At 69.8% G+C, this 12,466-nt stretch carries 12 protein-coding genes; 3 read left to right on the top strand and 9 right to left on the bottom strand.

Going from position 1 to position 12,466, the window contains the following annotated elements:
- Positions 1-35: 35 nt before the first annotated feature.
- From IEY95_RS18820 to IEY95_RS18860, 9 genes are all read right to left on the bottom strand, one after another.
- Positions 36-869, bottom strand: coding sequence for an HAD family hydrolase (locus tag IEY95_RS18820; protein WP_189187192.1), 834 nt, complete (start codon positions 867-869; stop codon positions 36-38).
- The gene (gene serS / locus IEY95_RS18825) at positions 866-2,143 is read right to left on the bottom strand and encodes a serine--tRNA ligase (protein WP_189187193.1); all 1,278 of its coding nucleotides are present in this window, start codon (positions 2,141-2,143) and stop codon (positions 866-868) included. Before serS ends, IEY95_RS18820 begins: the two co-directional genes overlap by 4 nt.
- A gap of 749 nt (positions 2,144-2,892) precedes the next feature.
- Entirely contained in the window at positions 2,893-3,825 is a 933-nt protein-coding gene (gene pheA / locus IEY95_RS18830; protein WP_189187194.1) for a prephenate dehydratase, read from the bottom strand.
- Positions 3,826-3,894: 69 nt separating this feature from the next.
- Positions 3,895-5,193, bottom strand: a complete 1,299-nt coding sequence (gene efeB, locus IEY95_RS18835; RefSeq protein WP_189187195.1) for an iron uptake transporter deferrochelatase/peroxidase subunit — start codon at positions 5,191-5,193, stop codon at positions 3,895-3,897.
- A gap of 197 nt (positions 5,194-5,390) precedes the next feature.
- Entirely contained in the window at positions 5,391-7,421 is a 2,031-nt protein-coding gene (locus IEY95_RS18840; RefSeq protein WP_229703131.1) for a copper resistance CopC/CopD family protein, read from the bottom strand.
- A 13-nt stretch (positions 7,422-7,434) separates the two neighbouring features.
- The gene (locus IEY95_RS18845) at positions 7,435-7,914 is read right to left on the bottom strand and encodes a copper chaperone PCu(A)C (RefSeq protein WP_229703133.1); all 480 of its coding nucleotides are present in this window, start codon (positions 7,912-7,914) and stop codon (positions 7,435-7,437) included.
- On the bottom strand, positions 7,911-8,564 hold the full coding sequence (locus IEY95_RS18850) for an SCO family protein (protein ID WP_189187196.1): 654 nt from the start codon (positions 8,562-8,564) through the stop codon (positions 7,911-7,913). The genes IEY95_RS18845 and IEY95_RS18850 overlap by 4 nt, the downstream gene beginning before the upstream one ends.
- Positions 8,565-8,694: 130 nt before the next feature.
- Entirely contained in the window at positions 8,695-9,432 is a 738-nt protein-coding gene (locus tag IEY95_RS18855; RefSeq protein ID WP_189187197.1) for a YcnI family copper-binding membrane protein, read from the bottom strand.
- A 168-nt stretch (positions 9,433-9,600) separates the two neighbouring features.
- Entirely contained in the window at positions 9,601-10,449 is an 849-nt protein-coding gene (locus tag IEY95_RS18860; RefSeq protein ID WP_189187198.1) for a hypothetical protein, read from the bottom strand.
- A 224-nt stretch (positions 10,450-10,673) separates the two neighbouring features.
- Between IEY95_RS18860 and IEY95_RS18865 the strand changes: the two genes are divergently transcribed.
- From IEY95_RS18865 to IEY95_RS18875, 3 genes are all read left to right on the top strand, one after another.
- Positions 10,674-11,129 (top strand): ATP-binding protein, encoded by a 456-nt coding sequence (locus IEY95_RS18865; protein ID WP_189187199.1) that lies wholly within the window; start codon positions 10,674-10,676, stop codon positions 11,127-11,129.
- Positions 11,130-11,412: 283 nt separating this feature from the next.
- The gene (locus tag IEY95_RS18870) at positions 11,413-11,610 is read left to right on the top strand and encodes a hypothetical protein (RefSeq protein WP_444544766.1); all 198 of its coding nucleotides are present in this window, start codon (positions 11,413-11,415) and stop codon (positions 11,608-11,610) included.
- A gap of 9 nt (positions 11,611-11,619) precedes the next feature.
- On the top strand, positions 11,620-12,459 hold the full coding sequence (locus tag IEY95_RS18875) for a triphosphoribosyl-dephospho-CoA synthase (RefSeq protein WP_189187200.1): 840 nt from the start codon (positions 11,620-11,622) through the stop codon (positions 12,457-12,459).
- Positions 12,460-12,466: the final 7 nt, after the last annotated feature.

A 12,466-nucleotide genomic window follows, 5' to 3' on the forward strand; every position in this document is an offset into this window, starting at 1 on the left:
GACCCCCGAGGTCGGCACATCACAGGGCAATGCACCTAGCCCAGCAGGCGCTCCAGTACCACCGCGATGCCGTCCTCCTCATGCGAGAGCGTCACCTCGTCCGCGACCGCCTTGAGGTCGTCGTGGGCGTTGGACATGGCCACGCTGCGGGCGGCCCAGGCGAACATCGGGATGTCGTTCGGCATGTCGCCGAAGGCGATGGTGTCCGAGGCCTTGGCGCCGAGGCGGCGGGCCGCCAGGGACAGCCCCGTCGCCTTGGAGAGGCCGAGGGGGAGAAGCTCCACTATCCCCGCGCCGGCCATCGTGACGCCGACGAGTCCGCCCGCGGCCTCCGTGGCCACCGCGGCCAACTCGTCGTCGGAGAGCGTCGGATGCTGGACGTACACCTTGTTCAGGGGCGCCGACCAAAGGTCCGAAGCGTCCCTGATCGGGACGACCGGCAGCGGGCCGTCCTGCACCTGGTACCCGGGGCCCACCAGCACCTCGCCGTCGAGCCCGTCGCGGCTCGCGGCCAGCAGCAGCGGGCCGACCTCCGCCTCGATCTTGGCGAGCGCCAGACCGGCCAGCTGCCGGTCCAGGGTCACCGAGGTGAGCAGCCGGTGCTCCCCCGCGTCGTACACCTGCGCGCCCTGACCGCACACCGCGAGGCCCTCGTAGCCGAGGTCGTCGAGGATGTGCCGGGTCCAGGGCACCGCGCGCCCCGTCACGACGATGTGTGCCGCACCCGCCGCGGTGACCGCGGCGAGCGCCTCACGCGTACGCTTCGAGACCGTCTCGTCGGAGCGCAGCAGCGTTCCGTCGAGATCGGTCGCGACGAGTTTGTAGGGGAACGAGGCGGTTGCCCCGGTCGACCCGGTGGTGCCGGTCACTTGGCGATCGGCTCCAGGACCTCACGACCGCCCAGATACGGACGCAGCACCTCCGGCACCCGGACGGAGCCGTCGGCCAGCTGGTGGTTCTCCAGGATCGCCACGATCGTGCGCGGTACGGCGCACAGCGTGCCGTTCAGCGTCGCGAGCGGCTGGACCTTCTTGCCGTCGCGCATGCGCACGGACAGGCGGCGGGCCTGGAAACCCTCGCAGTTCGAGGCCGAGGTCAGCTCGCGGTACTTGCCCTGGGTCGGGATCCACGCCTCGCAGTCGAACTTGCGGGTCGCGGAGGCGCCGAGGTCGGCCGAGGCCACGTCGATGACCTGGAAGGGCAGCTCGAGGCCGGTCAGCCACTGCTTCTCCCACTCCAGGAGCCGCTTGTGCTCGTTCTCCGCGTCCTCGGGAGCGACGTACGAGAACATCTCGACCTTGTCGAACTGGTGCACGCGGAAGATGCCGCGGGTGTCCTTGCCGTAGGTGCCGGCCTCGCGGCGGAAGCACGGGGAGAAACCCGCGTAGCGCAGCGGCAGCTGCTCGGCGTCGAGGATCTCGTCCATGTGGTACGCCGCGAGAGGGACCTCGGAGGTGCCGACCAGGTAGTAGTCGTCCTTCTCCAGGTGGTACACGTTCTCCGCGGCCTGGCCGAGGAAGCCGGTGCCCTCCATGGCGCGCGGGCGGACCAGCGCGGGCGTCAGCATCGGGGTGAAGCCGGCCTCGGTGGCCTGCGCGATCGCCGCGTTGACGAGGGCGAGCTCCAGGAGCGCGCCGACACCCGTCAGGTAGTAGAAGCGGGAGCCGGACACCTTGGCGCCGCGCTCGACGTCGATGGCGCCCAGCGCCTCGCCGAGCTCCAGGTGGTCCTTGGGTTCGAAGCCCTCGGCACCGAAGTCGCGGATGGTGCCGTGCGTCTCCAGGACGACGAAGTCCTCCTCGCCGCCGACCGGGACGTCGGGGTGCACCAGGTTGCCGAGCTGGAGGAGGAGCCGCTTGGTCTCCTCGTCCGCCTCGTGCTGCTCGGCGTCGGCCGCCTTGACGTCGGCAGCCAGCTGGCCCGCCTTCTTCAGCAACTCGGCCTTCTCGTCACCCGAGGCCTTGGGGATCAGCTTGCCGAGCGCCTTCTGCTCGGAACGCAGCTCGTCGAAGCGGACGCCGGACGACCTGCGCCGCTCGTCGGCGGAGAGGAGGGAGTCGACAAGGGCGACGTCCTCTCCACGGGCGCGCTGGGAGGCGCGAACCCGGTCGGGGTCCTCACGGAGCAGGCGAAGGTCGATCACCCCTCAAGGCTACCGGTGCGCGGTTCCGGCGAACGACTCGGTATTCCGGTCCGTCGCTTCCATCACGTTATGAGTGGAATGCCGGACTGCATCTCTTGATCATCAATGGGGTCTCGTCGGGGGCCGAGAGGCGTCAATAAAAGGGGCGCGACTCCCTGAAACGGGGCAGAGGGGAGTCTAAGGGTTGACTGGATTTCCTTGTGGAGAGCGGTACTTGGCAAGGCGTTGTCCACAGGCATCCACGCCCCCGCAAAGTTATCCACAGGCTGTGTGGAAGATCTGTGGATTGCGGAAGTGATCGTTCCGAAAGCCGCATGTGGGGCGAAGAATTCCCGGCTCAAACCATCCCTACACCCACGTTCGAGTGGAAATGCTTCGCTCCAAAGGATTGATCAAGGGAAAAGAGTGGACGAGGGGTGACGTGCGTGACTGTGGACGAAGTTGGGGCCTGTAGGCCGATTTGTCGACGATGTAGTGCTTCGTTGTCGACTTGTCCCCAGGTCGAGAAGCACACCTGTGGATAACACCTGTGGATGACGGAAATCGGCAGATAGGACTGGTGGAAATTGGCCGCGTCAGTGACGTGAGACCTGCTGGGAACCGACCGAGCTACTGCGAGCTACTCCGACAGGCCGTCCCGCTCACAGCCGACCGAGTCATTCGGACAGGCCGCCCTGCCAGAGCCGACCGAGTCATTCGGACAAGCCGCCTGCTCACGGCCGACCGAGCGACTCGGACGCGCCGCCTGCTCAGAACCGGCCGTCCTGGCAGCGCGCCAGCCAGTCCGACGCGGCCGAGAACTCGGTGTCCGAGGTGCCGGCCCGGGGCGCGCGTACGTCCTTGGGGTCGACCTCCGCACGGGGGTACGAGCCGAGGAAGCGCACCTGCGGGCAGACCCGCTTGAGTCCCATGAGTGCCTCGCCCACGCGGCGGTCCGAGATGTGGCCCTCGGCGTCAATGGCGAAGCAGTAGTTGCCGATGCCCTCGCCGGTCGGCCGGGACTGCAGCAGCATCAGGTTGACGCCGCGCACCGCGAACTCCTGGAGCAGCTCCAGCAGGGCACCCGGATGGTCGTCGCGCTGCCAGATGACCACGGACGTCTTGTCCGCGCCGGTCGGCGCCGCGGGCCGGGCCGGCCGGCCCACCAGTACGAAGCGCGTCTGCGCGTTCTCCGCGTCGTGGATCCCTGACTCCAGCGGCTGCAGACCGTACTTGGCCGCCGCGAACTCGCCCGCGAAGGCAGCGTCGTACCGGCCCTCCTGCACGAGCCGTGCGCCGTCCGCGTTCGAGGCGGCGGACTCCCAGAGCGCGTCCGGCAGGTTGTTCTTCAGCCAGTTGCGCACCTGCGGCTGCGCGGCGGGGTGCGCGGTCACCGTCTTGATCTCCGACAGTTTGGTGCCGGGCCTGACCAGCAGCGCGAAGGTGATCGACAGCAGCACCTCGCGGTAGATCATCAGGGGCGCGCCCGCGACCAGCTCGTCGAGGGTCGTCGTGATGCCACCTTCCACCGAGTTCTCGATCGGTACGAACGCGGCCTCCGCCTCGCCGATACGGACGGCGTCCAGCGCTGCGGGAACCGACACCATCGGGACGAGCTCCCGGGTCGCGGCCTCCGGAAGCGTGCGCAGGGCGACTTCGGTGAAGGTGCCTTCGGGACCGAGATACGCATAGCTGGCTGGCATGACCTCACCCTAATGGGCCTTGCTCATCCCGGCTTACGCCTGGGGAAACCGCGGTCCCGAGAGGTGACCTCAGCCCTCCAGCAGCCGCTGCCCCACGTACTCCCTGTCTGACGCCCCGCCCGGCACCGCGAACAGTCCGCTGGACTCGTGGCGGATGAACGTGGAGAGCGCGTCGCCTCGGTCGAGCTTGCGCTGGACGGGGACGAAGCCGCGCAACGGATCGGCCTGCCAGCAGATGAAGAGCAGGCCCGCGTCGGGCACCCCGTCCGTGTCGATGCCGTCGTGGAAGGAGAACGGACGGCGCAGCATCGCGGCGCCGCCGTTCTGGTCGGGCCGGGTGATCCGGGCGTGCGCGTTGATGGGGACGACCAAGTTGCCGTCGGCGTCGCTCTTGTCCAGGTTCATCCTGGTCGTCTCGGTGCCGCCGGACAGTGGTGCCCCGGTGGACTTCTTCCGCCCGATGACGTCCTCCTGGGCCTTGACCGAGAGCTTCTCCCAGTCGTCGAGGAGCATACGGATACGGCGTACGACGGCGTACGAGCCGTTCGCCATCCACGCCGGGTCGGCCGAACCCGACGCGGGCACGAAGATCCGCTTGTCGAAGTCGGATTCGGTCGGCTTCGGATTGCGGGTGCCGTCGATCTGGCCCATCAGGTTGCGGGCCGTCATCGGCTGCGCCGTGGCGCCGGGCGAGCGGTTGAAGCCGTTCATCTGCCAGCGCACGCGGGCCGCGCTGCCCGCGTCCTTCTGGATCGCGCGCAGGGCGTGGAAGGCGACCAGGGCGTCGTTCGCGCCGATCTGCACCCACAGGTCGCCATTGCTGCGCGCCTTGTCGAGGTGGTCGGAGGAGAAGTCGGGCAGCGGGTCCAGGGCGACCGGGCGCTGCTTCTCCAGACCCGTACGCGCGAAGAAGCTGTGCCCGAAGCCGAAGGTGAGCGTCAGGGACGACGGGCCGGCGTCGCGGGCGACGTCCGTGTCTTCGTGGGCGGCCGTCTCGCCCGCCATCAGCCGCTGGGCCGTCGTTGACCAGCGGCGCAGCAGTGCGGCGGCCTCCTTGCGGCCCGCGCCCGCTGCCAGGTCGAAGGCGACGAGGTGGCCGCGGGCCTGGAGAGCGGTGGTGATGCCGGGCTGATGTTTCCCGTGAAACATCACCGCGTCCGCGCCGAGCGACGCCAAGGGTGTGGCCTTCTCGGCGGAAGGCGCCGCCGCGTATCCCGCGGCGCCTCCGGCCGCGCCCAAGGCGAGACCGGTGGCACCCGCGGTGCCGAGCAGCCGACGACGTGAGAAGACGCCCTTGGGGGAGGCGTCCTGGGGAACGTCCTCCCTGGGGGAGGCGTTTTCCGAAACGGCCTCCCTGGGAGCGGTCACCTTGGGAGAGGTCTCCCGAGAGGACGCCTTCGGAGCGGACGTCTTCTTCGGATCGGACGTCTTCGGAGAAGACGCTTCCGAAGAGGACGCTTCCGAAGACGACGCCTCCGTAGAGGACGCTTCCGAAGACGATGCTTCCGTTGAGGACGCTTCCGTAGAGGACGCCTCCGGAGCGGACGGGTCAGCCATGGTGAGGTTCAGCCGATCTGCGCGTTCTTGTTCACGGTCGTCTGGTCGATGTCGGAGGTGCGCACGGTCACCGCGATCTTCCAGTCGCCCGCCATGGGGATCTGCACGCCGCTCGCCGACCAGTGTCCGGTGGCGATGCGATCAGGGGTGACGGGCAACGGGCCGATCTCCTTCGCGGTGAGCGTGAAGGCGACCTTCACCTCGGGGACGTCGAAGGCCTTGCCGTTCGGCCGCTCCACGAAGACGTGCATTTCGTTGCCGCCGACACGGGCCGGGTCGAGGGTGAGTTCCACGGTGCCCTTGCCGTCCTGGCCGCCCGTGTCGAACGGCATCTTCAGGGACAGCGGTCCGGACCGCTGGGAGGCAGTCGCGGTGGCCTGTTGGGCGGCCTCCTCCGTACGCCCCGGCTCGGTGGTCGTCAGTGCGGTGGTGACCGCCAGTAGGACGATGGCGACGCCCGCCTCGGCGAGCACCGAGCGGCGCAGCCCCGCGCGGTGCGGGTCGGCGTCGCGGACGCGCTTCTCGCGGGCGGTGGCCACGGCGGCCCGCTGCCGGGCGAGCTGGGCGGCGCGTGGGGAGTCCGCGGGAACGGTTGTCCGTGCCTTCTCGCGCCGTGCGACCACGGCCGACGCCACGGACTCCGGAGCGGCGACCTCCGACAACTGCGCGGTCCAGCGGCGCGAGATCGACGCGATGCCGACCAGGACCGCCACCAGGCAGATCTTCACGAGCAGCAGCTGCCCGTACGTCGTGTCGGTGAATGCCGACCAGGAGCCGAGCTGACGCCAGGACTGGTAGATCCCGGTCGCGACCAGCGCGAGGACGCTGCCGAAGGCCAGGCGCGAGAACCGGCGTACGGCCGCCGAGTCGATCTGCGCTTCCGCCGGCGCCCGGAACAGGGCCGTCAGCAGCGTCGAAAAACCGCCCAGCCAGGTCGCGACGGCCAGCAGGTGCAGGACGTCGACGGGCATCGCGATGCCCGTCTGGAGCCCGGTCGAGGCGTGCTCGGCCATCGCCCAGGTCGCGGCCAGGCCCGCCGCGACGACGGCACCGCCGATCGCGAGCCCGAAGGTGAGGTCCTTCTTCTCGGCGGCGGCGTCCTCGGCGGCGTCCTCGGCGGCGTCCTCGGCGGCGTCCTCGTCGGTCCCGTCGGTCCCGTCGGTCCCGTCGGACTCGTGAGACCCGCCGGACCCGGACCCGCCGGACCCGCCGGACGCATCGGCCTCGTCCCGCTTCACGTACGCGCCGAAGAGCACCGCGATGAACAGCGCCGCCGCGGCGAGCAGCAGCAGCCGCGACACCAGCGCCGCGCCCGACTTGGTCTGCAGCACCTGCCCGAGCAGCGTCAGGTCGAAGATGTCGCCGACCTTGCCGGAACCGACGTATGAACCGCGCAGCAGCAGCAGCGCGAGTGTGGCGCCGGTCAGCGCGAGCCATCCGGAGACCACGAGCCGCTGCACCGGCCGGACCCCGGCGCCGCGCTGCCAGCAGGCCAGCACGAAGGCCGCACCGCCCACGAGGAGGATGAATCCCGCGTAGGAGATATAGCGGGCGGTTCCGTAGAGCACGCCGACGACCCCGCCGCCCGCCGCCTGGTCGGACAGCGAGACGGAGGTCTGCGAGGGAGCGCCGATGGAGAAGGTGAAGGCGCCCGAGACGGGGTGGCTGTCCGCCGACACCACCTGGTAGGTGACGGTGAACGTGCCGTCGGGCAGCCCCGAGTGCAGCTTCACGCCGTACGTGGTGCCGCTCAGGTCGGTCGCCTTGCCGGTGTCGACCCGCTTGCCCTTCGGGTCGAGCACGCGGAGCGAGCCGTCGTTCATCGCGACCTTCTCGGAGAAGGTGAGCGAGACCTGGGTGGGCGCCTTGTCGACCACCGACCCCTGCTTCGGGTCGCTGCCGGTCAGCGCGGCGTGCGCGGAGGCGGGCGTCGCGCCGGCCAGGAGCGCGCCGGAGACGGCGAGGAACAGCAGCAAGAGGGTCCGGAAGTTCCTGAGACCCTGGAAGTTCCGGAAGCGGGAGGCGATGGTCTGCGTCAAGGTGATCCCTCCCTCAGTGCCCGGTCTTCGGGGTGTACGTCGCGGACTTCACCGGCATGGAGATCTTCACGGTGCCGGACTTGGCGAAGTGCAGCTCCACGGACACCTTCTCGCCCTGCTTCGGCTTGTGGGTGAGCTTTTCGAACATGAGGTGGTTGCCGCCGCTCGCGAAGTCGAGCCTGCCGTCCGCGGGTATCGCGAAGGACTTCTCCTCCTCCATCGCGCCGCCCTTGGTGGAATGCAGTGTGATGTCGTCCGAGAGGTCGCTGCTGACCGAGGTCAGGGTGTCGGCGCCACCGGAGTTGGTGACGGTGAAGAAGCCGGCCGCCATGGAGTCCATGCTCGGGGCGGGCATGTAGGCGCCGGTGACCTTCAGTTCGGGCTCGGCCGAGGAGTCATTGCCGCCGGAGCCGCAGCCCGCCAGCGTCACGATCGCGGCTATGACCGTCGCGCATCCGGCGAGAGACCGCGAAGGACGGCCGGGACGCCTCACGGGTTCTCTCCCCTGATGATCTTGGGGAGGTCCTTGGTGTAGTCGTCGACCGTGGCGTCCTCGCCGTACAGCACATAGCCCCCGTCGGTCTTCGGCGAGAACGCGATGACCTGGGTGCCGTGCACGGAGACGAGCTTGCCGTTCTTGTCCTTCGACGTCGGCTCGATCGAGATGCCCAGGGTGCGGGCACCGGCCTGGATCGTGGCGAAGTCGCCGGTCAGGCCGACGAAGTCGGAGTCGATGCCCTTGAGCCACGTGCCGAGCGCGGAGGGCGTGTCACGGTCCGGGTCGGTGGTGACGAACACGACGCGGAGCTTGTCCTGCTGGGCCTTGGGCAGCTGCTTCTTGGCCACGGCGAGGTTGTTCATCGTCAGCGGGCAGACGTCGGGGCAGTGGGTGTAGCCGAAGTAGATCAGCGTCGGCCGGCCTTTGGTCTGCGCGCGCAGGTCGTACTTCTTGCCGTGCGTGTCCGTGAGCACGAGGTCCGGCTTCTCGAACGGTTTGTCGAGGATGGTCGCGACCTTGCCGGAGCCGGCCTCGGCGGATACGTCGGCGATCGGCTTGTTGCTGTCGTCGCCGCTGCCGCAGGCGGAGAGGGTCAGAGCGGCGGCGGCGAACAGGGCGGCCGCGGCATACGTCTTCTTGCGCATAGAAAAATGTCCCAGATGTGAGAACTCCGGTGCGCACCGGGGTCGTACGACGCCCGAACGGCGAGGTCGTACCCCGTTCGTCGCGGAGATGTCGTACGACGTCCCGGTGCGCACCGAAAGCGGTAGGGCCTCAGGCGTTGGTACGCCGACGGCTGGCCACGACGCCGAACGCCACGCCCGCCACGCCGACGACGATGCCCACGACACCGAGCACCCGTGCGGTGGTGTCACTGCTGTCGGAGGAGGACGCGGCGGTGGTGTCCTCGGCGGCCGCCTTGGAGTCGTCGGAGGCGTCCTCGGCGTTCGACGCACCGTGAGAGTGCTCGTCCTCGGAGGCGGCGGACAGCGTCAGCACCGGAGCCGGGTTCTCGGGTTCCTCGGCGCCCTCCTTCTGCGGCTCGATCCAGCGCACGACCTCCTTGTCGGAGTACGTCTGGATCGCCTTGAAGACGAGTTCGTCCGCGTCCTCGGGCAGCGCGCCGATGGAGAGCGGGAACTTCTGGAAGTAGCCGGGCTCGATGCCCTTGCCGTCGGCGGTCCAGGTGACCTTGGTGACGGCCTCGGAGATCTTCTCGCCGTGCATCTCCAGCGGCTTGTCCAGCTTGGACTTGGTGACGTTGACGGTCCAGCCCTCCATCGGCTGCGGCATCACCGAGGCCAGCGGGTGGTCGGTCGGGAAGTTGACCTCGAGCTTGGTGGTCGAGGCGTCGTCGCGCTCGTTCGGGACCTTGAAGTCGACGACCGCGTAGCCACCCTTGGCTGCGGGGCCCTCCGGCTGCACGCTGACGTGCGCGAAGGCGGGGGCGGACAGGACGACCACGGTCGAGGCGGCGACGGCACCGGCCGCGGCGATACGGGAAGCCTTCATGACAGGAAACACTCCACTTTGAGCGATGAGTCCAGTGAGGAAGAGGGGTGCGCGTGCGGACCGGTGCCTCTGGGGTGAGCGAAACGTCTCCCAGAGCGGGTCACCGAAAAAGGCGGGCACGCGCGCGTGCCGCACGACGGCAGCCCCTCGGTGGAGTGGTGCGTCGTGTCAGGCGGCGAGAACGAGTGCGGTGGAGGAGGGCGGCCCGCGCCGGATGACGGTGTGCTGAAGTGCGGTCGTACGCGGCTTCGGAGGCGCGAGGAGTGCGGTGCGCGGGGTGCGCGCCACGGCGGGCGCACCGGGAAGTCCCGTACGCACGGCGCGTACGAGAGCGAACGCGGAGCGCAAGGACCGTACGAGCGCCCCTTCCGCAACCCCGTGCGCGGACAGCCGCATGAGACGCAGCAGCGCCATGTCCCCGCGGCGCAGCACCCAACCCGCGGCGACGGCCGCGACGACGTGTGCGAGCACCATCGGCAGGGAGGGCAGCACCGACATCGAGGAGCCCGCGGTGGCCGACATGGCGTCCGCCGGATGGTGCATGGACGGCGTCATGGCCGTGTCGATCCGCGCGTCGCCGAGCATCTTCTGGGCCTGCGCGGGGCTGATCGCCGCCGCGGTCGTGCCGCACACGAGGCGTGCGGCCCGCTCGACGAGCGAGGTGTCGGACATCGACATGCCCGAAGCCATGGACCCCATGGACGGCGTACCGGCGTGCTGGCCGAGTCCGAAGAGCGTGTGCAGCACGGTCTGTCCGACCGCGAGGAGCGCCACGATGCCCGGCAGCGTACGTTCACGCCCCGCGAGCGCGGCGGCGACGGCGAAGACCGCGAGGAATCCGGCGCCCAGCGTCCACAGCGGGACCGTGGCGCAGGAGGCGAGCCCATGACCGGCCGCGGCCAGCACGACGCAGACCGCGGCGAACACCGCGGCCCGCAGGATCCGAAGATCGCGTCCGGAGCGCACCGTCCGGAGACCGTGTCCGGAGCGCGCCGCGCGCTGGTGGGGGGCAGTCATGGCGCGCTCATCATCGCACTGGCTCCGCCCCCTGCATACGGCAGGTCCGCAAGGTGACGTTCGGCCCACAAGATCACTATCTGGGGCAAGCCGAACGCACATACACCGACCTCTGTCGCGCGCGCGTCCGCCGTATGGGCGGTATCACGTCAAGTGGGCGATTGCGTCCGGGTGCTTGCGGCAATACGTAACGGTATGTCGAGCCGCGGCCGGGAGGCTGGAGCATGAGCATCTGGTGGTCACTCCATTTGCGGCGCGAAGCTGCGAGCGTTCCGCTCGCCAGACGCCTGCTGCTCGGCACGATGGAGAGCGCGGGCGTCGACCCGGACGTCTCCTACGACCTGTCCGTCGCCCTCAGCGAGGCCTGTGCGAACGCCGTCGAGCACGGCGGGGACTCGGCGCACGGCGCCTCGTCCGAGGCCTACCGGGTGACCGCCTACCTCGACGGCGAGAAGTGCCGCATCGAAGTCGTCGATTCCGGCCCGGGTTTCCCGGCCGGCCGTGCCCTCACCCCCCTGCGTCAGGCGCGCGGCGACGCCGAGCACGGGCGCGGCCTGTGCCTGATCCACGAGCTCGCCGACCACGTCCACATCGGCAATGAGCCGGGGCGAGGCGGCGCCGTGGTCAGCTTCGACAAGATCCTCAAGTGGAAGAAGGACCCTTCTTTGCTGACGGCCTAAGGCTCTGAGCAGCGGTGGAACCCCCCTTGGTGCCGCTGCGCAATATGGAAGTCAACCCTGCCTCCTTCAGCTTTCTCAGAGTCCATAGGTCAATCACAGTGCACCCCCATGTCTTTGAGGGCTGACGTTCCTAATTTCCCAGCATGACGGGAAGCCACAAAGACAAGTCGATCACCCGGCGCCGCGCCATCGCGGTGGCCGGAGGCACGGTCGCCGCCGGTGGCCTCGCGGTCGCCGGATACCAGGCGGCGTTCGCCGACGAGGTCTGCTCACCCTCAAGGCCGTGCACAAGAAGGACCCGTCCAAGGGCTACAAGGGGTTCATCACCCTCGGCATCGACCCGGACGTGGAGAACACCGGCGCGGGCAGCGGCGGTGGCGGCACGCCTCCGAGCGGCGCTCCGAGCGACGCCCCGACCGGTACCCCGCCGAGCGACGCCCCGAGCGACAGCGCTTCCCCGTCCGCCTCGGCGTCCTCGTAAGGTACGCCGATGAGCAGCCGCGAGGACGAGACGCTGGCGCAGGCCGCGGTGGCCGCGCTGACGTGGCAGCTGGAGCTGGCCCCCAAGCCCGGACTGCCCGACCCGCGCGATCTCGGCGCCCGCACCACCCGCCAGGACCACTGCTCCCTGCGCTGGTCGGCCAAGGCGCTGACACCCGGCCTCGCGGCCATGGCCGCCGCCGCCCGCCGTACCGGCCACCCCACGCCCGAACTCCGTGCGGAGCTGGGTGCGATCGGCCGGTCCACCGAGCACTCGGTGGCCCTGGCGGGTGGCGGTCACCGCGGCGCCCTGTGGGCCCTCGGGCTCCTGGTCGCGGGCGCGGCCCTGAACCCCCGTGCCAGGGGGAACGACGTCGCCGCGAGCGCCAAGCGGATCGCGGCGCACGCCGACCGACGGGCACCGCGGCGGCCCTCCCGGGGGTCGTCCGTATCGGCGAAGTACGGTGCCGCGGGGGCTCGGGGGGAGGCGCGAGCGGGATTCCCCCACGTGCGGCGGGCGTTGGACGCGCTCGCCGCGGCCCGCACGGCCGGTGCGCCCGAACCGTACGCCCGGCTCGACGCCCTTCTCACCGTCATGTCCACCCTCCAGGACACGGAGTTGCTGTACACCGCAGGTCCTCTCGGGCTTCGCCATGTCCAGGCGGGTGCCCGTGGAGTGCTGGAAGCGGGCGGGACCTTCACGGAGGCGGGTCGCGATGCGTTGTACGCCTTCGACGACGACCTGCACGCACGCGCGTGGAGCCCGCGTGGGAGCGGGGTGCTTCTTGCCGGGGCGCTGTTCGTGGACTCCTTGCCGGTGGTGGTCGCCTCTTCGGTGCGGGCTGCCTGAGGGGCAA

Source organism: Streptomyces albiflavescens (assembly GCF_014645835.1).
GTDB classification, from domain to species: domain Bacteria; phylum Actinomycetota; class Actinomycetes; order Streptomycetales; family Streptomycetaceae; genus Streptomyces; species Streptomyces albiflavescens.